The sequence below is a fragment of the Amycolatopsis sp. CA-230715 genome, from assembly GCF_018736145.1.
Classification (GTDB): Bacteria; Actinomycetota; Actinomycetes; order Mycobacteriales; family Pseudonocardiaceae; genus Amycolatopsis.
Map to the genome: position 1 here is coordinate 3685184 of NZ_CP059997.1, position 23713 is coordinate 3708896.

Below are 23713 nucleotides of genomic sequence, written 5' to 3' on the forward strand. Positions count from 1 at the left end.
CCGTAGCAGCGGTGATGGCGGTTTCGGGCTGTACGGCGGCCGCGGACGCGGGGTCGGCGAGCCCGCCTCCGGTCGCCCCGTCGAAACCGCCCGCGTCACCGACATCACAGCCCGCGGCGCGGCAGCAGCTCGCCGAACTGGCGGTCGGGCCGCGCGGTTCGATGCAGGGGTACTCGCGCGAACGGTTCCCGCACTGGACCCAGCAGGGCGGCCACTGCGACACCAGGGAAACCGTGCTCAAGCGGGCGGGTCAAGGTGTCACGACGGAGAAGAACTGCAAGATCCGCTCGGGCACCTGGACCAGCCCCTACGACGGCGGCACCTGGACGAAACCGTCCGATGTGGACATCGACCACATGGTCCCGCTCGGCCAGGCTTGGGTCAGCGGCGCGCGCTCGTGGACGACGGAACGCCGCCGCGAGTTCGCGAACGACCTGGTGCGCCCGCAGTTGTTCGCGGTGACCGACAACGTCAACCAGGAAAAGTCCGACAAGGCTCCCGACCAGTGGAAGCCGCCATCGGTCGGGTACTGGTGCCGGTACGCGACCGACTGGGTCACCGTGAAGCACTACTACGGCCTGACCGTCACCGACGCCGAAAAGGCCGCGCTGGCAAGCATGCTCGACCGCTGCCCTCCCGAGGGGTAGTACCGGGGAGGCACGACCGGGCGGCGAATGACCTCCGCCGTACGATGCCCCGCCGCACCCGCTGTCCCTAGCCTTCGGGCATGTCGAAACGTGCGCTGCTGGTCGGCGCGATCCTCACCTTGGCGCTGACCGGAACCGCCGAGGCCGCTACTCCGCTCGTGCTTCCCGCGCCCTCCGGTCCACATCGGATCGGTCTGGCCACGATGCACCTGACCGACACGAGCAGACCCGACCCGTGGGTGCCCTCGGGCGATCGGGAGCTGATGGTCTCGCTCTGGTACCCGGCCGCGCGCCCGTCGGGCGTGCGCGCGCCGTACATGACCGCCGACGAATCCAAGCTGTACCTCGGAAAGGACCTGCCCGACCTGCCGCCCGGCCTGCTCAGCACGGTGGTCACCCACGCGACCGTCGATGCCGAACCCGCGCGGGCACGCGGCGGGCTGCCGCTGGTCGTGCTGTCACCGGGTTTCGGCCTGCCGCGCGCCACGATGACCGGCCTTGCCGAAGAACTCGCCAGCCGCGGTTACGCGGTCGCCGGGATCGGGCACAACTACGAGGCTGAGGGCACCTCTTTCCCCGACGGCCACACGACCTCCTGCGCGGCGTGCGCGAACCGCGACTACCCCAAGATCGGTGCCGTCCGCGCCCAGGACGTTTCGTTCGTGCTCGACCAGCTCACCGGCGAACACCCGGCTTGGCGCGGCGCGCGCATCGCCGCCGACCGGATCGCGATGATCGGGCACTCGGCCGGTGGCTTCAGCACGATCCCGGCCATGCTGCGCGATCCGCGCGTCGCGGCGGCGGTCAACCTGGACGGAAACTTCCGGTACCCCACCGAAAACCCGGTGAACCGGCCGATGCTGATGCTGGGCGGGCCTCCCCACGTCCCCGCGGGCCCGGATCCGAGCTGGGACCGGACCTGGACCCAGCTGACCGGGTGGAAGCGCTGGCTGAGCGTCGACGACACCCAGCACCTTTCCTTCACCGACCTGGCGCCCTTGGCCAAACAGCTCGGCCGCCCGCTTCAACCCCTCGACGGCGACCGTGTCGACAGGATCGTCCGCTCGTACGTCGCCGCGTTCGTCGACACGCACCTGCGGCACACCGGCGCACCACTGCTGAACGGCCCTTCACCGCGCTTCCCGGAAGTCCGTTTCCACTGCCCCTAAGCCAGATCCGCGGACCCTTCGCTGAAAACCCAGTCCGGCAGGCCTTCGATGAAATCGCGCGGAAACCCGGCGACGAACCCCGTCGCCGCTTCCAGCCGCGTGATCGCTTCGGGCGGCAGAGCCAGCTCGATGGCGCCGAGGTTGTCTTCGAGCTGGCTCGCGCTGCTCACCCCGAGAATCGGGTGCACAGCGTTCGAACGCGCCATCGTCCAGGCGATCGCCACCCGTGCAGGCGTGGTGCCCAGTTCACCGGCCACTTCGCGCACCGCGGCGGCCGGCTGTGTTTTCTATCGGTCGGCAAAATTTGCGCGCCGGGGGCGCGGCTCCCGAGGTGGGTCACTGCTGGGTTGGGAGTGGCCGCGCCTTCGGCGCGGACCTCACGGCACTCGGGGCAAAGCACAGTGCATGCCCGCTGACCGCCCAAGGCGACCACCACGGGGGTCCGGGGGCTTGCCCTCCGGGCGGGTCTGGGGCCGCGCCCCAGAAGAAATGGCGAGAGCGACGCGGTCTGCGCAATTCGCAGACACACGTCGCCCTCGATCGAGCGGTAGCGGTGGGATTTGAACCCACGGACGGGGGTTGCCCGTCCCGCGCTTTCGAGTGGCGCTCCCCCGCATACGGCAGAGTTCACCAGCCGCGCACGCCCAGGTCAAGGCAGACTGTTGCACCTCTGCGACCACACGAGTACCCACGTGAATGAGACGGAGACTGAGACGAGGTCGTTGACGTCAACGTCCGCATGCACCTCCAGGTGAAGCACCACGCGGACGGAGCCCCGTAACACCAGTTGCTACGGCTCCGACTTCCGAGCATGACTGAACGAACGGACATCGCCGCCCTCACATCTCTTCTGCGAGCAAAGGCACGTAGCGATGGCCACCTTGAATGGCAAATTGATGCCAGAGACTGGCTGATCCAGGTCGATGCAACAACACTTGAATCCGCGAGCGACCCAGACGCAGGATACAAACTCGGAAAACAACTGTACGACGAAATATTGGAAACCGCCGGTGGCATTCCATCACTAGACGCCGTCAACCAAATATGTGCAGTTACAGTCACCGACAACCCGGATATTTCGGTCGCATGGTCGGGTGGCGTTCGAATCCGATTTAAAGGCTAGCCCCGCAAGAAAGAAAATCCTGCGCATTTCCAGAAGAGGACCCATGCCACTCGACACCGCACTGTTCAACGAACAAATGAAAGACTCAAGCATTCTCGCCATACTACTAAAGGGCCACCTATGGACCGAGTCTTGCCTTAATCGAGCGCTCGATATCTCATTCAAAGAACCTAATGCCGCCAATCTTGATCGAGTGCCATTCTCTGCAAAACTAGACCTCGCACTAGCGTCAGGAGCCCTTACGAAAGATGAAGTTGCACCTCTTAGAGCCTTGAACAAGCTACGGAACCGGCTCGCGCACGAATTAGACGTAGGAATATCGGAGCAGAATATCCGAGATCTCGAAGGTACACTCACCGGGAAGTTAAAGGTAGGATACAATGCGGTCCACGAAGAAGAATTAAACACAAAAGATCGTCTTCATCGCTGGCTGCTCGCCGTATTAACTGTCGTCGAATACGAGAACATGATCCGCGAGTACGAAAAAGTGAACGCTCAAGGACTGAACACCTATCGCCTAATCAGAGCCCTAGAAGAGCGGGGCGGTTTTCCTCGAACTCCTGATGACGAGCTAATGCAGACCTATGGGGTTCCAGACCCACCAAATGCAAGAGATGCGTGGACCGGCAACGGCAGAAACGCCACCGCTCACTAAAAATGCCTGTTCGTTGGAACTTTACCTTCCAAGAGAGCGGCGATCTGCTGAGACGCAATTCTGTAGCACAGCGCGTTAGCCTGGGTGTTTCATGGGTGGTGGGGTGTCGTGGGGGTTGAATGCGCGAAAGTGCCTGTCCTGTAGGGGAAACTGGGACTTGTCTAGGGTCCGGTTTCTCGAACGGGAAGGCACTTCGCGGGTGAAGGATAGCAAGCGTTCTGGTCGGGTGAAGGTCAGCGCGGATGGTGCTGGTGTCGTGTCGCATGCTGGTGTCGGGTTGTTGCGGGAGATGGCTGAGGTCACGGGTTTGGTCGGGGCGGTGAACTCGGCGTTGGCTGATACTTATCGTGGTGTCGCGGTGCATGCGCCGGGGCAGGTGTTCGCTGATGTGGCGGTGGCGATCGCGGATGGCGCGGACGCGGTGTCGGGGATCGCGGTGCTGCGGGACCGGGAGGATCTGTTCGGGCCGGTCGCGTCGATGCCGACGGCGTGGCGGTTACTCGAGCGGATCGACGAGGCCCATCTGCCCGCGGTGCAGGCCGCCCGTGCCGCCGCGCGGCAACGGGCGTGGGAGGCCGGGGCTGCCCCGGACCTGTCCGAGGAGCTGTGTCTGGATTTCGATGCCACGATCGTGCTGGCGCACTCGGACAAGCAGGACGCGGCAGCGACGTGGAAGCACACGTTCGGGTTTCACCCGCTGTTGTGTTTCCTCGATCGCCCGCAGATCGCCGGCGGGGAAGCCTTGGCCGGGTTGCTGCGCCCAGGCAACGCGGGGTCGAGCACCGCGGCCGATCACGTCGCCGTGCTCGATGCGGCGCTGGCGGCGTTGCCCACCTACGCCCGGCCCCGCCCCGGCGACCCCGATTCGCCGCGGCTGCTCGCGCGCAGTGATTCCGCCGGGGCCAGCCACACCTTCGCCCAGACCTGCCGGGACCGGGGCGTCGGGTTCTCCTTCGGGTTCCCGGTCGACGCGCGGGTGCAGCGCATCGTCGACGCGATCCCGGCTTCGTGCTGGCATCCCGCGGTCGAGCCTGGGGACGGGATCCGGGACGGAGCCTGGGTCACCGAGATCAGCACCGCGATCGACCTGTCGAAGTGGCCCGAAGGGTCACGGCTGATCCTGCGCAAAGAACGCCCGCACCCCGGCGCGCAGCTACGATTCACCGACGCCGACGGGATGCGGATCACCGCGCTGCTCACCGACACCGCACCCGGGATCATCCCCGGCCAGGCCGCCGGGCTGGAACTGCGACACCGTCAACGCGCCCGGATGGAAGACCGCATCCGCGAGGCCAAAGCCACCGGCCTGCGCAACCTGCCCTGTCGCGGACTCGCCGAAAACACAGCCTGGCTACAGGCCGTGCTCACCGCGATCGACCTGGTCTGCTGGAGCCAACTGATCGGCTTCACCGACCAGCCCGACCTCGCCCGGATCGAGATCACCACCTTCCGTTACCGCGTCCTGCACGTCGCCGCCCGCATCACCCGCAGCGCACGCCAAACCCATCTGCGCATCGACCGGACATGGCGCTGGGCCCCCGCAATCGCCACCGGATTCCACCGCATCCGCACCGCTTTCCCCTAACCCACACCACCCCTGACCCGACAACCCGAAAGACCCCGGAGCAGCCGATACCCCAGCAGATCGGCAACTACAACCTGCCCACACCCAAAACCACACCCAACAACATCAACATCTCCAACATCAACATCACCTACAGATCACCATGAAAGACCGAGGTTAGTGCCGGGAACTGTTCGAGCTGAATGCGGACTGATTACCGCCCCCCACAACGACCACAGCGGATGACCAGATGACAACGGCTCCGGGTCGGTCACATCGAGCGCCGCGCGCAGCCTTCCAGAATCAAGTTCGGCCACCAGAGCATCCGTGTCGACGATCTGCCCACGTCCTGCATTGACGAGCATGGCCCCGTCGGGCATTGCCGCTAGGAAGCTCCTACCGACCAGTCCGCGCGTCCCTTCGTTCAGCGGCGCGGTGATGACCACGATCTCGTGGTCTCCGATCAGGCCGGGCAGCTCGGCCGCTGCGTAGACGCCCTCACGCGCAGAACTGGCGACCAGAGTGGCGGTAGCACCGAACGGTTCCAGCAGCCGAGCAACTGCGGTTCCGATGGCTCCGGCGCCGACGATGAGGACTCGCTTGCCGGAGAGCGTGTCCGCGTCGAACTTCCGGTGAGCCCAAACCGCTTGGTCCTGGTATCGCACCAGCGCGGGCCACTGTCGTAGCTGGGTGAGGATCGCCGAGAGAACCCACTCCGACACCGGCCCAGCATGCGCACCGCGCGCGCTGGCAAGCGTCACGTGTGCGGGCACGTCACTCGCCCACTCGTCCGCACCAGCGGATAGGAGCTGAACCATCCGCAAGTGCGGCAACTGGGACAGCAGGCGGATGGGGCGATGACTTCCGCGGTAAGGCGGTATCAAGATCTCAGCGTCGCGCTGCGCAGCGGAAAGCTCGGCGTTATTCGGGTCGTACGGCAGCAGCTCGACACCGGGGAGCTTGGCCAAGATCTCGTGCCCAACTTGGTCATCCGTCTCGCCGCTGACGAGAATTTTCACCCGAGGCCGTTCGTTCACTTGCTCGCTCCGATCAGCTCGGCCACTAACCGCCGCCCCTGCTCCCGCAACGGTTCGCTCGACGCCGAGTTGTCTATCACGACGTGCGGAATCACCGGGCGGAAGTCCAGATTCAGGCCGGACACCCACTTATTCCAGTCTTCCAACTTGGCGGCGTCCCTAGCCGCGCCGCGATGGCGAACGTAGGTGTGCATGCTCGCAGCATCGCAGTACACCCAGACGAGAGTCAGCTTCGCGCCCGCATCGGAGCAGGCCGTTTGAATCTTGTCGAGCCAAGACGAATCGGAGAACTCGCGGACGAACGGGGCGGTCACGATCGCGCTGTTGCCGCATTGCAGGTTCTCAGTCAAGGCGGCTACGACCGCCTCGTATTCGCGTGGCCGGATCTTCTCTAGGTAGAACTCGGAATCGCGATCGTTGGGCGACTTGCCGACCATTTCCAACGCCGCCTCGACGACCGGCCTCGTCATGGTGTCCTTGTCGAGCATCGGCCACCCGGTTTCACGGGCGAGGACGCGGCCCAGCTCGGTCTTACCGCTTCCCGCGTATCCGCCGATCAACAGGATGTTGGGCTCCGCATCCCGCGAGCTAGGGCGAGTGGCCTGCTCAGGAGCGTTCACAACTCGCCCGGCACGCGGCTTGCTGACTACCAAGCCCTCTTTGATCAGGACATCCATGGCCTCGCTGATCGTGAACGGGCTGACTTGCCACTCTTCAGCCAGCTCGCGGGTAGAGGGCAGGTTCTGCCCGTCCCGCAAGACACCGGCTTCGATGTCGTTCCAGATCAGTCGAGCAACCTGCTGGTGCAGAGGTTCCGGGCGATGAACACTCGAGCGGGGGCGGGACATATCGGCTCCTTCCGATGCCCGGCATACGACCGCAACGATGCTGCTGATGCTCGGTATCCCGCAACGGGCGGTGATAGACATCATGGCCTGGTCTGAGACGACGAAACGCCGGTTCCCCTGCTTCGGGGAACCGGCGTTTCGCCTGTTCAGAGCGGTAGCGGTGGGATTTGAACCCACGGACGGGGGTTGCCCGTCACGCGCTTTCGAGGCGCGCTCCTTCGGCCGCTCGGACACGCTACCGCCGACTAGGTTACTGCACGGCGTTCGCGCGCCGACGACCCCCCGTCACGCAGGCGAACGGCCCGCCCCTAGCTGGGACGGGCCGCGACCGACAAGCGGGTCAGTTCCCGAACTTCTCTTTCGCGTCCTGGACCGCGCCCTGTGCCTTGTCGCGCAGGTCGTGACCGGCTTCCTTGACTTCGCCCGAGGTCTGGTCCGCCTTGCCCGAGTCGCGAAGGTCGTCGTTGTCCGTCGCGTTGCCGAGCTTCTCCTTGGCGGCGCCCATCGCCTGCTCGGCCTTGTCCTTCGCCTTGTCGAAGATGCTCACGAGAGGGTCCTCCTTCTTCGGGGCCCGATCCGTCCGGATCGGCCTCGACCTGGGACTACCCATGCGTTTAGCGGGCTAATCGTCGTCTCACCCCGCCGGGTGGCCGCGCCGTCCGGCGAAGAAGTCCTCGACGAGCGCGGCGCATTCGCCGGCCAGTACGCCGCCGATGACCTCGGGGCGGTGGTTGAGCCTGCGGTCGCGCACCACGTCCCACAGCGAGCCGACCGCGCCGGTCTTCGGCTCCCACGCCCCGAACACCACACGCGCGACGCGGGCCAGCACGAGCGCGCCCGCGCACATCGTGCACGGTTCCACGGTCACCGCGAGCGTGCAGCCGTCGAGCCGCCATCCGTCGCCGAACACCAACGCCGCCTGCCGCAGCGCGAGCGTTTCGGCGTGCGCGGTCGGGTCGCCCAGCTCTTCCCTGGCGTTGCGGGCCTTCGCCAGCACGGCACCGTCGGGCGCGAAGACGACGGCGCCGATCGGGATGTCCGCTCCGGCGCCGCGCGCGACCTCGATCGCCTGCCGGATCGCGTCGGGGTCGGACGGCATGCTCAGAGTTCGTCGAGCAGCGCGGTGAACTCGTTCTCGAACCCGCAGCGCTGGGCGATCATCTGCAGCTGCTCGTCGGGGTACAGCTCGACCTCGCCGACGATCACCTGCAACTCGGCACCGGGCAGCCCGAGATCGGCGAGGATCTCCAGGTCCCCTTCCGGCCAGACGGACTCGTCCTCTTCGTCCGGCGGGTCGACGCGCAGCAGGTCGAGCACGTCGGCGGCGATGTCGTAGTCGAGCGCGGCCGCGGCGTCGGACAGCAGCAGCGAAGCGCCGCGCGGGCTCGGCCGCACGATCACGAAGAACTCCTCGTCGACCGCGAGTAGCCCGAACACCGCACCGGTCGACCGCATCTTCGCCAGTGCCGTGATCGCCGCGTCCAGCTCGGCGAGTGCCGCGTTGTCGAGTGCGCTGCACCGCCACCGGCCGTCTTCCCTGACGACCGCCATCGCGAAACCGGCGACCGCCTCTTCTCCCGCCATGTCCATACCGTATACCGGCCAAGCGCCCCGCGGAGCGCGCCACGGCGCGACGACCGGGATGCCACTATCGGGGGCATGACCGGACCAACGGACCTGCCGTCGCTGCCCGACGCCCGCCTCGCCGGGCTCCTCGCCGAGGCGCGCGAGCTGCACCCGAAGACCGTCGAGCTGCGACGTGCGATCCACCGGCGCCCCGAGGAAGGTCTGGACCTGCCGGAAACGCTGGCGAAGATCGAGGCCGCGCTCGACGGCCTGCCGCTGGAGACCGCCGTCGGCAAGGGCACCACGGCACTCACCGCGGTGCTGCGCGGCGGCGAGCCGGGCCCGGCGGTGCTGCTGCGCGCGGACATGGACGCGCTGCCGCTGCGGGAGGAAACCGGGCTTCCGTTCGCTTCCGAAGTGCCGGATTCGATGCACGCCTGCGGCCACGACGCGCACGTCGCGATGCTGGCGTCGGCCGCGCACCTGCTTTCCGCGCACGCCGGGGAACTGGCGGGCTCGGTGGTGTTCATGTTCCAGCCCGGCGAGGAGGGCCACCACGGCGCGCGGCACATGATCCACGAGGGCGTGCTGGACGCGGCGGGCGACCAGGTCGAGCGGGCGTTCGCGCTGCACCTCTCCGCGAACCTGCCCTCCGGGATGATCACGACGAGGCCGGGGCCGATGCTCGCCTCGGCCGACAAGTTCTTCGTGCGCGTCACTGGGAAGGGCGGCCACGGGTCGACGCCGCACCAGGCGATCGACCCGGTCCCCGCGGCCGCGGCCATGGTGGGCGCGCTGCAGACGATGATCACGCGGCGGGTGAGCGTGTTCGACCCCGCCGTGCTGTCGGTGACCAGGATCGCCGCGGGCACGACCAGCAACATCATCCCGGAGGTCGCCGAGCTGGAGGGCACCATCCGCACGCTGTCCGAGCAGACGCGGGCACTGGTGCGCGAGGAGTTGCCGAGGGTGTGCGAAGCGGTCGGGCAGGCGCACGGCTGCCGCGTGCTCGCCGACGTCGAGCCGGGCTACCCGGTGACCGTGAACGATCCCGCGGAAGCGTCGCGGGTGCTGCTGCTGGCCGGGGACGCGCTCGGCGAAGAGCACGCCAAGCCGATGGTCGACCCGTTCATGGGCGCCGAGGACTTTTCCTATGTGCTGCAACGCGTTCCGGGTGCCATGGCGTTCCTCGGCGCGTGCCCGCCCGGCACCGATCCCGCCGAGGCCGCGCCGCTGCACTCGAACCGCGTGCTGTTCGACGAGGACGCGCTTGACCACGGCGTCGCGATGCATGCGGCCTTCGCGCTGGACGCGCTACGCTGAGCTGACTGGGGTTGTCCAGCGGTTTTTAGGGGTTCTCACCGCACCGGACCGGCCACCACACTGGGCGAAGCTGTGCTTCCGAACCGGCTGGGGGATGAAAGACGTGACAGGCAACGACGACGCGGCGCTGTGGATCCGGCGGTTCCACCCGGCGCCGGACGCCCCCGTGCGCCTGGTGTGCCTGCCGCACGCCGGTGGGTCGGCGAGCTACTTCTTCCCGGTCTCGCGCTCGCTGTCGCCGCAGGTCGACGTCCTCGCCGTGCAGTACCCGGGACGGCAGGACCGCAGGCACGAGAAGTGCATCGACACCGTGGCGGGGCTCGCCGACGCGATCACGCCGCTGCTCGACGCGTGGAACGACCGGCCGCTGGCGCTGTTCGGCCACAGCATGGGCGCGTCGATCGCGTTCGAGGTCGCGCTCCGCCTCGAACAGCGGGGCACTTTTCCGGTGAAGCTGTTCGCCTCCGGCCGCCGCGCGCCGTCGAAGTTCCGCGACGAGCGGGTGCACGAACGCGACGACGAGGGCCTGATCAAGGAGATCAAAGCGCTGTCCGGCACGGATTCGCAGGTGCTCGACGACGACGAGATCCTCCGCTCGGTGCTCCCCGCGATCCGCGCCGACTACCGGGCAGCCGAGCTCTACCGCTTCGAATTCTCCGACGGCGGCCCGAAGCTGCGAACCCCTATCCACGCGCTGATCGGCGACTCGGACCCGAAGGCGACGATCGACGAAGTACGGGCCTGGAACGACCACACGACCGGCGATTTCACGCTGGACACCTACGCGGGCGGGCACTTCTACCTGAACGACCACGCGCCCAAGGTCATCGACACCATCTCGCGCACGCTTTCGCGCTGAGCGCGGCCGCCGGCACGAAGACCAGGCCAGCACGGACACATCCGACACCGGCACGAGGGACGTCATGACACTTTTGGCCAGTGACACCGCAACCACCGAGGCTCCGCCGGACTTCCGCGCGCCCGCGCACCGCCTGGCGCAGCTGCTCGACGACGGTTCGGCGGTACCGCTTCCCGGCGAGGACAACGAGGGCGTGCACGCGGTGCGCGGCCGCATCGGCGGCAGCCCGGTCGTCGCGTTCTGCACCGACGCCACCAAGATGGGCGGCGCGCTCGGCCTCGCCGGGTCGCAGCGGATCGTGGAAACCATCGACATCGCGGTGCGCGACCGCTGCCCGGTGATCGGGCTGTGGCACTCCGGCGGCGCGAGGCTCGCCGACGGCGTCGAGTCGATGCACGGCGTCGGCCGGATGTTCGCCGCGATGACCAGGGCTTCGGGGAAGGTGCCGCAGATTTCGGTGGTGCTCGGCCCCGCCGCGGGTGCCGCGGCCTACGGGCCCGCGCTCACCGACGTGGTGATCATGGCCCCGGCCGGCCGGGTGTTCATCACCGGTCCGGACGTGGTGCGCAGCGTGACCGGCGAGCAGATCGACATGGAGGGCCTCGGCGGGCCGGACGCGCACGGGCGCCGGTCCGGCGTCGTGCACATCACCGCCGAGTCCGAACCGGCCGCCTACGACCGCGCGCGCCTGCTCACCGGCTACTTCGCCAAACCGGGCCTGTTCGACATGCAGGCCGCGCGCGAGCGCCGCGACCTCGCCGCGCACCTGCCCGAATCGCCGCGCCGCGCCTACGACGTGCACCCGCTGCTCAAGTCCCTTTTGGACGATCCGGAGCGCAGCGAGTTCCTCGAACTGCAGCCGAAATGGGCGCCGAACATGGTGGTCGGCTTCGGCAGGCTGTCCGGCAGGTCGATCGGCATCGTCGCGAACAACCCGCTGCGCAAGGGCGGCTGCCTCGATTCGCTGTCGGCGGAGAAGGCGTCGCGGTTCGTGCGGCTGTGCGACTCGTTCGGCATCCCGCTGCTGGTCGTGGTGGACGTGCCGGGTTATCTGCCCGGTGTCGGCCAGGAATGGGACGGCGTGGTGCGCCGCGGCGCGAAGCTGCTGCACGCGTTCGCCGAGGCGGTGGTCCCCCGCGTCACGCTGATCACCAGGAAGTCCTACGGCGGCGCCTACATCGCGATGAACTCGCGCTCGCTCGGCGCGACGAACGTGTTCGCGTGGCCGGAGTCCGAGGTGGCCGTGATGGGCGCCGAGGCGGCGGTGGAAGTGTTGTACCGCAAGAAGCTCAAGGCAGCGGCCCCCGAGGATGTGGAGGCGCTGCGCGCTTCGTTCATCGCCGAGCACAAGGAGAACGCGGGCGGGGTCGCGCGCGCGATGGCGCTCGGCGTCGTCGACGAGGTGATCGAACCGGCCGAGACGCGGCACCGGATCACCGCCGCGCTGGCCGCGGCGCCCGCCGGGCGCGGGCACCACGGCAACATCCCGCTCTGAGGCGCACCGAAGACTCCGGTTCCGGGCACAACCCCCAGGTGCCCGGAACCGGATCCACTCCCGAACTGACCACTGTAGACAGATTTGACTGGCGCATTTCCTTGCTGCACAACGATGTTGATTTCCTGATCCACAATGGACTTTCCCTGCTTCCGGCGCGGGCGAGTGGCACGCTGACCTGGCCGAGTCGCCGTTCGTGCACGCGTCGTCACGGCTGTCGGCGGGCACTGGCAGGATGAGCCCCTGTGCGAGACGTATGTGTGATCGGCCTCGGCTTGATCGGCGGCTCCGTGCTGCGCGCCGCCTCGGCGGTCGGCAGGACGGTTTGGGGTGCGACCTCCTCCGAGGGGGACGCGGCCGCCGCGCGCGCCGACGGCTACGACGTCATGGAAGTCGACCAGGCGCTGCGGCGCGCCAGCGACCGGGACGCGCTGGTCGTGCTCGCCGTGCCGCTGCCCGCGATCGAGCCGGTGCTCCGCCAGGTCGCCGAGAGCGCCCCGACCGCCGCGCTGACCGACGTCACCAGCGTCAAGGGCCCGGTGCTCGACTCGGTGCGCCGCTTCGTCCCCGCGGCGCGGTTCGTCGGCGGCCACCCGATGGCGGGTACCGCGGAATCGGGCTGGCGCGCGGGTAACGCGGCGCTGTTCGGCGGGTCGGCGTGGGTGGCCTGCGTGGAGGAGGACACCGATCTCGGCATCTGGGCCGAGGTCGCGCAGCTCGCGCTGGACCTCGGCGCGCACGTCGTGCCGATCCCCGCCGACTCCCACGACGAAACCGTCGCCAGGATCTCCCACCTGCCGCATCTGCTCGCCGCGGTGCTGGCTTCGGTCGGCGCGCAGGGCGGCCCCCTCGCGATGTCGCTCGCCGCGGGCTCCTACACCGACGGCACGCGCGTCGCGGGCACCCGGCCGGAGCTCGTGCGCGCGATGACCGAAGGCAACCGCCACGCGCTGCTGCCCATCCTGGACGAGGCGCTCGGCAGGCTGGGCGCGATGCGCGGCTCGCTCGCGTCGACCGGCGGCCTCGCCGTCACGATCAACGCGGGCCACGAAGGCGCGCAAACGCTTGCCGCCACGCGTGACGTGCACCGCGCGGGCGTCAGGGTGAACCTCGGCGCGCCGAACGCCCGCGAAGGGCTCTGCGCGCTCGGCGAACGCGGCGGCCGGGTCACCTCGCTGGCAGGCGACACCGCCATCGGCGAAGTGAATTAGAAGCCTCTTCTGACCCCTGAAGGCCACCATGACGGCACTGAGTGCCCGAATCTCGGCCTTCGCAACGGCCCACCTGCCAAGGGGTGCCGCAGCGCCCTGAAGGTGGCCATCACGGCACTGAGCGCCGTCATGGTGGCCATGACGGCAAGTCAGGGGCGGCGCCGAGCGGGCGTCACTGTGGCGGCGCGGGCGGCGGCTGCGGGGGCTGCTCGCCGCCGCCTTCCTGGCCGCCTTCCTTGTTCTTGTTGAGGAAGTCCTTGGCCTTGCCGGTGGCGCTGTCGATCTTGTCCGAGTGGTCGCCGAACTTCGACTTCGCGAAGTCGCTCGCCTTGTCGATGCCCTGCTCGACCTTCTCGCCGTGCTGCTTCAGCGCGTCGGTGGCCTTGTTCTTCAGTTCGTCGAAGTCGATACCCATCTTGGAACTCCTTCGCGGTGGGGCGCGGACGGTCCGGGCCCTTCCACCCGTCCATCCCAACCCCCGGTGCCGGATCTCGCAACGCGAACTCACCCGGCCCGGGGTACCCGCACGCGATCGCGCCTGGTCAGGACCGCCGGCGCGAGGACGGGAGGAACCGGCGCACCAGGCGCATCGGCGACCGCTCCGCGAGATCGGGCCCGCGCACCGCGTCGAACACGGTGGTCAGCTGGTCCACCACGCCGGAGAGCTGGTCGGTTTCCGGCACCGGCAGCGACGCCGGATCCCGTTGCTCGCGGATCGAAGCCGCGATCTCGGTCAGCGCGGCCGTGAGCAGTCCGATATCGCTCTCGTCCGGTCTCGGCGCGCCGTGCTCGACGGTCACCACGACCTCGGTCACCGCGTCCGTCACGCGTTCCAGCCCGGCGATCACCGGCCACCACGCCACCGCCTGCCGCCCCGCCGCCGACGGCTCGACCACCACCTGCTGGAAGGCCGTCCGCAGATCGGCGAGCGCGCGGTACGCACGACGCCGCGCACGGGAGCGTTCCGCCAGGTCACCGGTCGAAGCAAGCGCTTGCGCCACATAGGTCGCGACGGTTTCGCAGGTGTCCGCGAGCCTGCCGCCGACCCGGGGCCGCATGCTGCCCGGCCACAGCAGGTACCCGAACACGAGCACGATCACGCAGCCGAGGACCGTGTCGACGAGCCGCGCCACGACCACCGACCAGTCGCCGTGGCTCGACAGGTCCATCTGGAGGATGATCAACGGGGTCACGAACGCGCTGAGCACGCCGTAGTTGCGGACCTTGCCGATCGCCACGCCCGTCGCGAACAACGCGATCAGCACCACCAGCGGCCAGCCCTGCGCGCCGAGGCCGAGCACCGCCGCGCCGATGCCGACCCCGATCACGGTGCCGATGCCGCGCAGCACGGCGCGCCCGAACACCGACCCGAAGTCCGGTTTCAGCACGATGCCGACGGTGAGCGTCAGCCAGTAGGAGCGTTCGAGCGGCAGCAGCAGCCCGGCGACCTCGGCGAGCGCGACGCACAGGCTCAGCCGAAGCGCGGCGAGCCAGGTGAGCGGGCCGGAGATCAGCGACTCGGCCCATTCGCGGACGCGGGCCGTCGCCGGGACGCGCGCGGGCCGCTGGCGCGACGCACCGGCCGGGATCCGCGCCAGCCCCGCCTGCAGCGGGTGGTACCGCGCGTCGAGTTCGGGCGGCTCCGGCACCGGCTGGTCAGCGAGCACGCGCGCGGCGACCGAGGTGAGGTACTCGACCGCTTCCGGTGGCCCTGACCGGCCCGCGTTGACCATCGCGACCGAAGCCTCCACCGCCGGCGTCGACGCGGAAAGCAGGTTCAGCAGCTTGCGGTACGCGGCGTCCCGGCCGGACAGCCACGACCGGGCGGTCAGCAACCGGTCGTACGCGGTGTTCATCGCGGTGGTGAGCTGGTTGCGCGCGGCACGCGAGGTGTCCGCATCGGTCGCCGAGAGCATCGCAGCGAGTTCGATGTAGACGTGCGCGACCGCGGTGCGCTCGGGGCTCGTCGCGCGCCACGTCCAGCCTGCCAGCGCGACCGACAGGCTCCACACCGCGCCGACGAGGAAGCACAGGAGCGAAACCTCGATACGGACCCCGGTCGCGTGCTGGCCGGTGCCGATCACGCAGAACACGAACAGCTGCAGGCCCGCCACCGAGGCGTTGCTGCCCGCCGCGCTGATCAGCGCGGACACCGCGGCCACCAGCACCACGGCCGCGATGGTCGCGACGAGGCTCGCCCCGCTCAGCAGGCCGATCAGGTAACCGACGCCCGCCGCGGCCGTCGCGCCGCCGAGCCGTCGCAGGCGGTACCGGTACGGGCCCGCCGCCTCCGACAGCACGGTGGGCAGCGCGCCCGTCGACGCGAGCGCGCCGAGCCCGATGTTCCCGAACGCGTACCCGACGGCCAGCGGCACCGCGAGCGCGAGCGGCGCGCGGAGCGCCCGCGTCCACGGCACCGGCTCGCGCTTGCTGCGCAGCAACTGCACGAGCCAGTGCGGGGCGGCGAAGTCCGTGCGCTTGCTCACCGTCACATCTTGACCCACCGATACCGCTACGGCGTTATCTTGCGGCCAACAACACCGATCACGGAGGTCCGCGATGGCACGGAAGTTCTCGTTCGAGGTCAACCGCACCAGCAGCGCGCCGCCGGAGCGGTTGTTCGCGCTCGTGGCCGACGGCGCGCGCTGGTCGGACTGGGCGAAACCGCTGATCATCCAGTCGGGCTGGGCACGCGCGGCGGAACGTCCCGGCGACATCGGGGCGATCAGGTCGGTCGGGCTGTGGCCGGTGCTGCTGCGCGAAGAAACCGTGGAGTACGAACAGGATCGCAAGCACTCCTACCGGTTCGCGGGCTTCGCGCCGGTGAAGGACTACCTCGGCGTCGTCACGTTCACGCCGAACTCCTCCGGCGGGACGGACGTGCGCTGGTCCGGTTCGTTCAGCGAGAAGGCGCCCGGTACCGGCGCCCCGGCGCTCGCCGCGTTCCGGACCGTCATCCGGTTCCTGTCCGCCCGGCTGGTGAAGGCCGCCGAGCGGTAACGGTGGGTCGGGTCACTTTTCGCAACCCATGATCGTTTAAAACGTCCCCCGATCGTGTAGTTGACACTGCGGAAACCCCGACAGGGCAACGAAAAAAGGGGACGTACCGTGACATTTTCACCATCTCGTCGTCGCCGTGCGCTGGGTGCCCTGGCTCTGCTGTTGAGCCTCGGGCTGGCCGCGTGCTCGACGGACGCGCCCACCGCACCGGAACCGCCGCCGTCGCAGAACAATCCGGCACCGGCGGGCCCGCAGTTCGTGCCGCCGTACCGGTTCGGCGACGTGCAGGAGAAGGCGCCGCCGCTCGCGAACGGCGAAACCCCGGTGCTCCGCCGGATCCCGACCACCAAGCCGTACGTGTTCATCACCATGGACGACGGCGCGGTGAAGGCACCGGAGGCGCAGCAGCTGATCCAGCAGTCCGGCACGCGGCCCGTGCTGTTCCTCAACCAGCGCTACGTCAAGGGCCACGAAGCGTACTTCCGGTCCATCCTGGACAGCACCGGCGCCGAGCTCGGCGACCACACGGTCGACCACCCGAACCTGCGCGGCAAGTCGTTCGACTTCCAGCGCAAGGAAATCTGCGACACCGCGGACGCGTTCGCCGCCGAGCTGGGCAGGCGGCCGACGCTGTTCCGGCCGCCGTTCGGCAATTACGACCAGACCACGCTGCGCGCCGCCGTGTCGTGCGGGATGCGGGCGACCGTGCTGTGGACCGCGTCGGTCAACGACGGGCAGGTGCAGTTCCAGTCGGGCGCCAAGCTGAAGCCGGGCGACATCGTGCTCATGCACTTCCGGAAGACCTTCGCCCAGGACTTCACCGCCTTCCTCGACCAGGCGCGGCGCGACGGCCTGACCCCGGTCCCCCTGGCCGACTTCCTCGCCGCCTGACCCCCGGCGACGACGTTTAGCCCGCTAACTGCACTTCAGACGCCTGCCGCACGGAACGACCGCGCTCCGGGTGGCCGGGGCCGCCGACGACAGTTAGCGGGCTAAACGCGCTCGGTCGCCAGCGTCGGAGGGCGGGCGGCACGGGAACGTTTAGCCCGCTAAACGCGCCGGGTCAGCCAGCGCCGAGGCAGAGGAAGGGGCGGCGCAGCGGGTCGGCGGCGGTGGCTTCGGCGAGCGCGAGCGCGGGCGAGGTGCCCGCCGCGAGCAGCCGGTGCAGGTCCCGCATCGCCTCGGCGGCGGCGTGGTCGCCGACGCGGGAGATCGCCCCGATCACCGTGCTCGACCCGCTGGCGAGCAGGGTTCCCGCGAACCCGAGCGGCTCCTCGCCCGGCCGGATGTGGCTCATCGCAAGCTCGCACGCGGCCAGCACGACGCGGTCCGGCGGGCTGCCGAGGCGCGCCGTCTCGTGCGCGAACAGGGGCCCGTCGACGAGGTCCAGCCGGGAGAACAGCGCGTTCGCCGGTTCGTGCGCGCCGTGCGCGACCAGGTGCGCGAGGCCGGAGCCGTCGAGCGCCGCGAGCACCTTGCCGCTGGTGGCCGCGGGACCGTCGACGAGCGTCGCCTCCGGGTAGACCTCGCGGAGCCGCCGCACCTCACCGACCGCGCCCGGCACGCCGGGGCCACCGGCGAGCACCACCGAAGGCGAGCCGAGCCGGCGCGTGCGCGCGCTGACCCACGCGGTCGCGGACGGCACGACCGAGATCGGCTTGCCGCGCAGGGTCGGCAGCGCCGACCACGGCAGCGCGTACAGCGGCCCGGACGGCACCAGCACGAGTTCGCGGTCGCCGATCAGGTCCGCGATCGGCTCGACGAGCATCCGGTCGAGCAACTGGGCGCGGTGGTGCGCGGACGCGGTGACGGCGTCGACGAGTGGGCCGGGCAGGTGGTCCGGCGCGAGCGCGTTGAGGTCCGCGTGCAGCTGGCGGGTCGTTTCGACGATCTCGGCGCGATTTCCAAGGCGCACCAAGCGAAAGCGCCCGTCGCGCACGACGACCGCGGCGAGCGCGTCCCGATCCGCGCCGAGGCTGACGAGCACGCGGTCGCCGAGCTGCTCGACGACCTCCTCCGGCGAGCAGACCGGGCGCGGGCGCCCCCACGGCGTCGTCGACCAGCCGAGCCTGCTCGCCTCGCGCTGCAGCCAGCGGTAGCGGTGTTCGAGCCCGGTCGGGCGCTTCCCCGCGAGCCGGTTCTGCTGCGCCGTCCGCTGCACGTGCCGCATCTCGGTCAAGTGCTGCGCCAGCACCGGGTCCTCGATGATCGGCAGCGGCTCGTAGCGGTACACCTGCGCGCGCGTGCGTTCCTGCCAGGCGAGCAGCCGGCGCGCGCCGGATCCGCCCCGTCCCCGGTCGAGCACGAGCGAGCAGGCGAGCCTGCCGAGTTCGAGCCCGTGCACGGCGGTGCCGCACACCAGGTCGAGCCCGCCCATCCGGTCGCGCACGCGGCCGAGTTCGGTGAGCCCGGCGCGGGCCTGCGCGAGCGCCGCGCGGGGACGCCCGGTGGCGACGGCCAGTTCGGCACGGCACAGCCGCAGCAGCATCCGGTGGTCGACCGGGGTGGTCTGGCGCGGGTTGGGCACCTCCGCGAGCAGCGCCGCGGCCGTCGCGGTCGCGCCACGGCGCAACTGCAGCCGGACGGCGAGCATCCTGGCGACACCGGCTTCGTCGCGCAGCCCGAGTTCCCCGAGGTTCGCCGCCAGTTCCCGCAACGCGAGGGGCAAGCGTGCGGACGGTCTTCGCGCGGCATCACCGAGCGCGGCGCCCGCCTCGGCGCGCAGCCTGGTGAGCGACGCGATCGCAGCCCACGGCGCGTTGCCGCGGCGCAGGAAGCGCTGGCGCGCGGCACCAGCCAGCCGCCGCGCGAGCGCGTAGTCGCCGTCGAGCAGTGCGGACGCGGCGCGCGCGACCTCGGCCTCGGCGACGTCCTGAAACGCTTTCGCCGCGCGCAGTTCGGGCAACGCCTCGTCGAGATGACGAGCCGCGTCCTCGGCGAGCCCGGCGGCCAGCAGCGCCTTCGCCTGGTCGAGCCGCAGACGCGGGAGCCAACCCGGCGCCTCCGATTCGTAGATCCGCGCCGCCTGCTCGTAGTGCCGCAACGCGTCCGGGATGTCGCCGACGAGCTGGGCCTGGTCGCCGAGCGCGTGCCGGACCTTGCCCTCCAGCCGCACGAGCCGGTAGTGCGCGGCGAGGTCGAGGCTGCGGCGGAGATCGGCGAGCGCGGCACGCGGGTTGTTCAGGTCCACGTGCACGTGCGCGCGGTTCAGGATGGTCCGGGTGAGCAGGGTGCCGTCGTCGGTGACCTCGCGCTCGAGCTCCGGGATGATCGCGTCGAACAACGCGAGCGCGTCGGCGAGCTTGCCGGTGCGGAACAGGATCACCGCGCGCTGGAGCCCGATGATCGCGCCCTGCGTGCTCTTCTCCGGGCCGTCCGGGAGCTCGGCGAGCACCGTCCTCGCCGAGTCGAGATGGGCCAGACCCGCTTTGGTGGAGCCACTTTCCGCCTCGGCGGACGCGAGGCTGATCAGGATGCGGGTGCGCAGAACCAGGTCCTCCACGGCGGGCGGGGCGCCCTCGCGGCGATCGAGCTTGCGCAGCGCGCGGTTCAGCAGGCGGAACGCGTCCGCGGGTCGCGCGTCGACGGCCGCCCTGATCGCACGCCGATAGAGGTCATCAGGCACACGCCCTATCTGAGCACAAACATCACCCGGTGTGGAGTGAACCGCTTCAGAGCACCACGGCAGGAGTAACGACCGTGCGGTTCGACGCCCTGCCGCCGACGTGGACCACGATCTGCGTGGTGCCGCACGGCACGTCGTCGAGCACGAACCGGCCGCCGACATCGGCGGTGGTCGAGGAGGCGCCGTGCTCGGCGACCCTGATCTCGACCCCGTGCGCGCCCGCGGGCACGAGCCAGCCGTCGATCCGGTGCGCCGCACCGACCTTGGTGAGATTGATCATCACGGTCAGATCGCTGACGGTGAAGGTGATCGTGCCCTCGTCGCCGCCGCGCACGCCGGCGAGCGTGCCGTCCCGCACCCAGCTCGCGACCTCGACGTCGAGGTTCTCCAACGCCATCGCGAACTGCACCCGTTCGACGAGACCGGCAGGCGGCGCGTCGAACTCGTCGATGACCCGCCCGATGTCCTCGAGCAGCGCTTCGTCGGACGTCCCGCCCGACCCCCGCATCTCGTTCATGCGCCGCCCCCTTCGGTTTCCAGCAACTCGCGCATCGTTTTGAGGCAGCGCCCCCTCGTCGGGCCGATGCTGCCGTGCGGCATCCGCAGGGCTTCGGCGACGAGGCGGTACTCGGCACGGCCGGCCAGCACGGTCAGGCGGAGGATCTCCTGGCAGCGCTCCGGCAACTGGGTGAACACGTGCCACAGCTGGCGGTCACGGTCGGCGCGCAGCGCTTCGGCCTCCGGGGCCGGATTGCCGCTCGGCATCGACTCGGCCATCTCGTCGGTGAGCGGCACCGGTGACAGCTTGCGGCCGTGCGACCGCTGCGCTTCGCGGCGGGCGGTGGTGATCAGCCAGCCCGCGAGCGCCCTCGGCTCGGTCACCTTCGCCAGGTTGCTGAACAACGCCAGCCACACCGTCTGCACCACGTCTTCGGCGGTGGACGACTCCACCCCGTTCGCCCGCGCGACGTGCCACACCAGCGGTGTCAGCTCCGACACCAGCCGGTTCATCGCGTTGCGGTCACCAGCGCGCGCGGCGTGCACGCACGCGGCGTACAGCTCGTGCCCGTGGAGTCCCTCCCACGGCGGATCCGCCTCGACGGTTCGCGTCTCGGTCACGGTTCGTGCCCCCTCGACTCGCCCACAACTCAGCGTCAGCAGTATCGCGGGCTCACAGGGGTTAAGAGCCGGGTGGGTCAGTGTTGGATACACGGAGTCACTCATTCGGAGCAGCGGACAGGACGAAAGTAAGTGTTCGCCGCGGCGCCTGCTCCCAGGGACGGATCAGGTCCGCGTGGAGGGGAAGCCGGCCGGCGTCGACGATGCCGAACGCCAGCCGGCGAACCCCACCCGCACCAGGTGGCCCCGCCCCCGTGACCACCTGCCCCCTTATTGGGTGGCCCTGTTCCCCGCCGTCCTGCCCGCGATATTCGTCATCGACCAGGTGCACTCCCCTCGGCAGCCGGCACAGCCACCGAAACCCGCTCGACGGGACCTCCGGGAGCGAAAGCTCCACGGTGTCTCCTACACGCACGCGAACCACCTCCCCGGCGTTCGCCCGCGTGATCCGAATGAGCACGACGCCCCCCGGGGCTCAGGGCGGCGGCAGCCGGCGGCCCCCTCGGCTGCCGGCTACCGCCTGCCTCGACGAGGCGGTCAGACCAGGATCTGGTCGATCTGGCCCGACGCGTCCTCGTGGTAACTCAACGGCAGCCGGTTGTTCTTCGCCAACAGCGCCAGCAGCACCAGGTTGCCGTTACCGGCCTCGGAAGCCATCGACAGCCGCTTCCACCCCGCGCCCGGAACCCAGGCCCACACCCCCGGGGTGGTGCTGGAGAACACGTGCGTGATGAAGCGGCGGTGCGCCCAGCCGTCACGGCCGGTCGTGGCGACCGGCGCGGGCTGCGCTGGCTGCCCCGCGGGCGGCACGGGCTGACCCGCTGGCGGTGTCGGCTGCCCGGTCTGACCGGTCGGCGGGCTGTACGGCTCCCACGACATGGGCGCGACGACCGGCGCACCAGCGGGCGGGCTGTACGGCTCCCACGACGTCGGCGCCACCACCGGCGCACCGGCCGGCGGGCTGTACGGCTCCCACGACGTCGGCGCCACCACCGGCGCACCGGCCGGCGGGCTGTACGGCTCCCACGAGGTGGGGGCCATCGGCGGCGCCCACTCCGGCGGGGCCGGGGGCGCGTCGGGGTGCGGCGGAGCCTCGGTACCGGTGGTGGCGGTGTCGGGCTCCGGAGCGGCGGTGGTTTCCGGGACCGGCTCGGTGTTGGTACTCATGCAGTTCCCCTGTTCTTTCTCACTGCCCGATGCGGAGCATCGCGAGTTCGTCGTTGTCGATGAACGGCGCCACCGCCGAGCCGCGAGCACGCGGTTCGGCGAGCATGGCGAGCGCGGTGGCGGTCCCGCGCGGCCCACCGGAAAGCCGGGCCCAGCCGGCGTTTTCCAGGTAGACCCAGGCATTGGCGTCGTGCGCGCTGGTGAACAGCCGCAGCGCGCGCTGCGGGGGCAGCCACGCGCGCAGGTTCACGCCCGTGCATCCCAGCGTCGTCGGCCGCGCGGCGGGATAATCCTCGAGGTAGCCCTCGCCGTAGGCGATGCGGACGTAACCGCCTTCGCCCCAGTCGGTGCCCCACGAGTTCTTCGCGATCCAGCAGCCCTCGACGTCGTCCCACCCGACGAGCGCGACGCAGTGGCCGCCGCTCGTCTTGTCGGTGGTGTGCCGGTACACACCGCCCGCGTAGTGGAACAGGTCCTCGTAGATGACCAGGCACGCGGCGACCGGCCCGTACCCGTAGATGTGGTGCTTGATCGCGGCCGGGTTGCCGCTGAGGTCCACGACCTCCTCGGCACGCGCGAGCCGGTCCCGCCATCCCGGGTTCACCGAGCCGGCGCCGTCTTCGCGGTACGGGTAGCAGTCCTCGAAGGCGACACCCTTGGCCATCGCGTCGTCGAGCAGCTCGTCCGGCCACGACCCGTCCGGGTGCAGGCTTTCGCGGGCCGCCGCGTAGTCGAAGTGCAGTTGCGCCTCGGACAGGTCGAGGCCGAGGCCGCGCGCCCCCCGGGTGTACGCGGCGGTGCCTTCGAGCGCCGCCGCGGTCGCGAACGCCGCGCACGAACCGCATTCGCCCTGGTCCTTCACCGGCGTGGTGAAGCCGAGCTGCCGCAGATCGAACCGAGGCGGCAGGACCTCCGACGGGGCCACGCTGGAGATCACCTGCTGACCGGCGGCCGCCCTCGCGGCGAACAGCATGCGCTCCGGCTGCTCGGCCCTCGCGGTCAGCTCGGCGTCGTCGGGCCACGGCACACCGAGGCGCGCGACTCGCGACTCGGCCGATAGCCTGCTGAGCGAAGTCTCCGCGGCGTGCCAGGAGCCACCGTCGGCGAGCAACTCGCGGACAGCCGCGATCTCCGCCCGGTACGGGTGGTTCGCGGCCATTCGGGACTCCATTCGCGCTCTCGGAACTCTCAAGCAGTGTCGCCCCATAGGACGCAGGACAGCAGCCTTCGGATACACGCTCCGGCATTTTTTTCCAGAGTTTTCCGTAAACGCAGGTCAGCGCGACAGCACGATCACACGTCTGC

General features: G+C 69.8%; 25 protein-coding genes and 1 tRNA gene. 11 read left to right on the forward strand and 15 right to left on the reverse strand.

Features of this window, described 5'->3' with window-relative positions; translation table 11 throughout:
• The first annotated feature begins 14 nt into the window (after positions 1-14).
• On the forward strand, positions 15-647 hold the full coding sequence (locus HUW46_RS17210) for an HNH endonuclease family protein (protein ID WP_215548235.1): 633 nt from the start codon (positions 15-17) through the stop codon (positions 645-647).
• 80 nt (positions 648-727) lie between these two features.
• Positions 728-1816: an alpha/beta hydrolase family protein gene (locus HUW46_RS17215; RefSeq protein WP_215548236.1), complete on the forward strand. Its 1089-nt coding sequence runs from the start codon at positions 728-730 to the stop codon at positions 1814-1816.
• Here the strand turns inward: HUW46_RS17215 and HUW46_RS17220 are convergent.
• A complete protein-coding gene (locus HUW46_RS17220; RefSeq protein ID WP_256451432.1) occupies positions 1813-2082 on the reverse strand; it encodes an aldo/keto reductase in 270 nt (89 codons plus the stop codon). The two genes, HUW46_RS17215 and HUW46_RS17220, sit on opposite strands and share 4 nt — an antisense overlap.
• Before the next feature lie 545 nt (positions 2083-2627).
• Between HUW46_RS17220 and HUW46_RS17225 the strand changes: the two genes are divergently transcribed.
• The 3 genes from HUW46_RS17225 (at position 2628) to HUW46_RS17235 (ending at position 5179) form a co-directional block, all read left to right on the forward strand.
• Positions 2628-2939: a hypothetical protein gene (locus tag HUW46_RS17225; protein ID WP_215548238.1), complete on the forward strand. Its 312-nt coding sequence runs from the start codon at positions 2628-2630 to the stop codon at positions 2937-2939.
• A 43-nt stretch (positions 2940-2982) separates the two neighbouring features.
• A complete protein-coding gene (locus HUW46_RS17230; protein ID WP_215548239.1) occupies positions 2983-3594 on the forward strand; it encodes a hypothetical protein in 612 nt (203 codons plus the stop codon).
• Positions 3595-3793: 199 nt separating this feature from the next.
• The gene (locus HUW46_RS17235) at positions 3794-5179 is read left to right on the forward strand and encodes an IS1380 family transposase (RefSeq protein WP_215549925.1); all 1386 of its coding nucleotides are present in this window, start codon (positions 3794-3796) and stop codon (positions 5177-5179) included.
• Between the two features lie 137 nt (positions 5180-5316).
• On the opposite strand, the gene HUW46_RS17240 is transcribed toward HUW46_RS17235, so the two are convergent.
• The 6 genes from HUW46_RS17240 to HUW46_RS17265 all read right to left on the reverse strand — a co-directional run bounded on the left by HUW46_RS17240 (position 5317) and on the right by HUW46_RS17265 (position 8627).
• Positions 5317-6195: an NAD(P)-dependent oxidoreductase gene (locus HUW46_RS17240; protein ID WP_254126257.1), complete on the reverse strand. Its 879-nt coding sequence runs from the start codon at positions 6193-6195 to the stop codon at positions 5317-5319.
• Positions 6192-7043 carry a GntR family transcriptional regulator gene (locus HUW46_RS17245; RefSeq protein ID WP_215548240.1) on the reverse strand — a complete coding sequence of 284 codons (852 nt, stop codon included), beginning with the start codon at positions 7041-7043 and terminating at the stop codon, positions 6192-6194. The genes HUW46_RS17240 and HUW46_RS17245 overlap by 4 nt, the downstream gene beginning before the upstream one ends.
• Before the next feature lie 152 nt (positions 7044-7195).
• A tRNA-Ser gene (locus tag HUW46_RS17250) sits at positions 7196-7283 on the reverse strand.
• A gap of 100 nt (positions 7284-7383) precedes the next feature.
• Positions 7384-7590: a CsbD family protein gene (locus tag HUW46_RS17255; protein ID WP_215548241.1), complete on the reverse strand. Its 207-nt coding sequence runs from the start codon at positions 7588-7590 to the stop codon at positions 7384-7386.
• 87 nt (positions 7591-7677) lie between these two features.
• Positions 7678-8142 (reverse strand): nucleoside deaminase, encoded by a 465-nt coding sequence (locus HUW46_RS17260; protein ID WP_215548242.1) that lies wholly within the window; start codon positions 8140-8142, stop codon positions 7678-7680.
• Between the two features lie 2 nt (positions 8143-8144).
• Positions 8145-8627: a tRNA adenosine deaminase-associated protein gene (locus HUW46_RS17265; RefSeq protein ID WP_215548243.1), complete on the reverse strand. Its 483-nt coding sequence runs from the start codon at positions 8625-8627 to the stop codon at positions 8145-8147.
• 75 nt (positions 8628-8702) lie between these two features.
• On the opposite strand from HUW46_RS17265, the gene HUW46_RS17270 reads away from it, so the two are divergent.
• The 4 genes from HUW46_RS17270 (at position 8703) to HUW46_RS17285 (ending at position 13497) form a co-directional block, all read left to right on the forward strand.
• Complete coding sequence (locus tag HUW46_RS17270) at positions 8703-9932, forward strand: M20 metallopeptidase family protein (protein ID WP_215548244.1); 1230 nt, start codon at positions 8703-8705, stop codon at positions 9930-9932.
• A gap of 103 nt (positions 9933-10035) precedes the next feature.
• Positions 10036-10791, forward strand: a complete 756-nt coding sequence (locus HUW46_RS17275; protein ID WP_305860731.1) for a thioesterase II family protein — start codon at positions 10036-10038, stop codon at positions 10789-10791.
• A gap of 64 nt (positions 10792-10855) precedes the next feature.
• Positions 10856-12286: an acyl-CoA carboxylase subunit beta gene (locus HUW46_RS17280; RefSeq protein ID WP_215548246.1), complete on the forward strand. Its 1431-nt coding sequence runs from the start codon at positions 10856-10858 to the stop codon at positions 12284-12286.
• Positions 12287-12546: 260 nt separating this feature from the next.
• Complete coding sequence (locus HUW46_RS17285; protein ID WP_215549930.1) at positions 12547-13497, forward strand: prephenate dehydrogenase; 951 nt, start codon at positions 12547-12549, stop codon at positions 13495-13497.
• A 172-nt stretch (positions 13498-13669) separates the two neighbouring features.
• On the opposite strand, the gene HUW46_RS17290 is transcribed toward HUW46_RS17285, so the two are convergent.
• Together HUW46_RS17290 and HUW46_RS17295 are read right to left on the reverse strand one after the other, a co-directional pair.
• Entirely contained in the window at positions 13670-13912 is a 243-nt protein-coding gene (locus HUW46_RS17290) for an antitoxin (protein ID WP_215548247.1), read from the reverse strand.
• Between the two features lie 127 nt (positions 13913-14039).
• The gene (locus HUW46_RS17295) at positions 14040-15983 is read right to left on the reverse strand and encodes an FUSC family protein (protein WP_254126259.1); all 1944 of its coding nucleotides are present in this window, start codon (positions 15981-15983) and stop codon (positions 14040-14042) included.
• 73 nt (positions 15984-16056) lie between these two features.
• Here HUW46_RS17295 and HUW46_RS17300 point away from each other — a divergent pair, with 73 nt between their 5' ends.
• Entirely contained in the window at positions 16057-16497 is a 441-nt protein-coding gene (locus tag HUW46_RS17300) for an SRPBCC family protein (RefSeq protein WP_215548249.1), read from the forward strand.
• Positions 16498-16647: 150 nt separating this feature from the next.
• The gene (locus HUW46_RS17305; protein WP_442860979.1) at positions 16648-17388 is read left to right on the forward strand and encodes a polysaccharide deacetylase family protein; all 741 of its coding nucleotides are present in this window, start codon (positions 16648-16650) and stop codon (positions 17386-17388) included.
• A 172-nt stretch (positions 17389-17560) separates the two neighbouring features.
• Here HUW46_RS17305 and HUW46_RS17310 read toward each other — a convergent pair whose 3' ends face one another.
• The 6 genes from HUW46_RS17310 to HUW46_RS17335 form a co-directional block, all read right to left on the reverse strand.
• On the reverse strand, positions 17561-20122 hold the full coding sequence (locus HUW46_RS17310) for a CHAT domain-containing protein (RefSeq protein ID WP_254126263.1): 2562 nt from the start codon (positions 20120-20122) through the stop codon (positions 17561-17563).
• 46 nt (positions 20123-20168) lie between these two features.
• Entirely contained in the window at positions 20169-20639 is a 471-nt protein-coding gene (locus HUW46_RS17315) for a carboxypeptidase regulatory-like domain-containing protein (RefSeq protein ID WP_215548251.1), read from the reverse strand.
• Positions 20636-21241: an RNA polymerase sigma factor gene (locus HUW46_RS17320; RefSeq protein WP_215548252.1), complete on the reverse strand. Its 606-nt coding sequence runs from the start codon at positions 21239-21241 to the stop codon at positions 20636-20638. The genes HUW46_RS17315 and HUW46_RS17320 overlap by 4 nt, the downstream gene beginning before the upstream one ends.
• 97 nt (positions 21242-21338) lie before the next feature.
• Positions 21339-21701, reverse strand: coding sequence for a protease inhibitor I42 family protein (locus HUW46_RS17325; RefSeq protein WP_215548253.1), 363 nt, complete (start codon positions 21699-21701; stop codon positions 21339-21341).
• A gap of 77 nt (positions 21702-21778) precedes the next feature.
• Positions 21779-22408, reverse strand: coding sequence for a hypothetical protein (locus HUW46_RS17330; protein ID WP_215548254.1), 630 nt, complete (start codon positions 22406-22408; stop codon positions 21779-21781).
• Positions 22409-22427: 19 nt separating this feature from the next.
• Positions 22428-23567 (reverse strand): C1 family peptidase, encoded by a 1140-nt coding sequence (locus HUW46_RS17335; protein ID WP_215548255.1) that lies wholly within the window; start codon positions 23565-23567, stop codon positions 22428-22430.
• Positions 23568-23713 lie beyond the last annotated feature (146 nt).

Bases quoted from the DNA above. Each gene is read 5' to 3' on its own strand.
- HUW46_RS17210 (WP_215548235.1), top strand. From the start codon at position 15: ATGGCGGTTTCGGGCTGTACGGCGGCCGCGGACGCGGGGTCGGCGAGC.
- HUW46_RS17215 (WP_215548236.1), top strand. From the start codon at position 728: ATGTCGAAACGTGCGCTGCTGGTCGGCGCGATCCTCACCTTGGCGCTG.
- HUW46_RS17225 (WP_215548238.1), top strand. From the start codon at position 2,628: ATGACTGAACGAACGGACATCGCCGCCCTCACATCTCTTCTGCGAGCA.
- HUW46_RS17230 (WP_215548239.1), top strand. From the start codon at position 2,983: ATGCCACTCGACACCGCACTGTTCAACGAACAAATGAAAGACTCAAGC.
- HUW46_RS17245 (WP_215548240.1), bottom strand. From the start codon at position 7,043: ATGTCCCGCCCCCGCTCGAGTGTTCATCGCCCGGAACCTCTGCACCAG.
- HUW46_RS17260 (WP_215548242.1), bottom strand. From the start codon at position 8,142: ATGCCGTCCGACCCCGACGCGATCCGGCAGGCGATCGAGGTCGCGCGC.
- HUW46_RS17265 (WP_215548243.1), bottom strand. From the start codon at position 8,627: ATGGCGGGAGAAGAGGCGGTCGCCGGTTTCGCGATGGCGGTCGTCAGG.
- HUW46_RS17270 (WP_215548244.1), top strand. From the start codon at position 8,703: ATGACCGGACCAACGGACCTGCCGTCGCTGCCCGACGCCCGCCTCGCC.
- HUW46_RS17280 (WP_215548246.1), top strand. From the start codon at position 10,856: ATGACACTTTTGGCCAGTGACACCGCAACCACCGAGGCTCCGCCGGAC.
- HUW46_RS17290 (WP_215548247.1), bottom strand. From the start codon at position 13,912: ATGGGTATCGACTTCGACGAACTGAAGAACAAGGCCACCGACGCGCTG.
- HUW46_RS17300 (WP_215548249.1), top strand. From the start codon at position 16,057: ATGGCACGGAAGTTCTCGTTCGAGGTCAACCGCACCAGCAGCGCGCCG.
- HUW46_RS17315 (WP_215548251.1), bottom strand. From the start codon at position 20,639: ATGAACGAGATGCGGGGGTCGGGCGGGACGTCCGACGAAGCGCTGCTC.
- HUW46_RS17330 (WP_215548254.1), bottom strand. From the start codon at position 22,408: ATGAGTACCAACACCGAGCCGGTCCCGGAAACCACCGCCGCTCCGGAG.
- HUW46_RS17335 (WP_215548255.1), bottom strand. From the start codon at position 23,567: ATGGCCGCGAACCACCCGTACCGGGCGGAGATCGCGGCTGTCCGCGAG.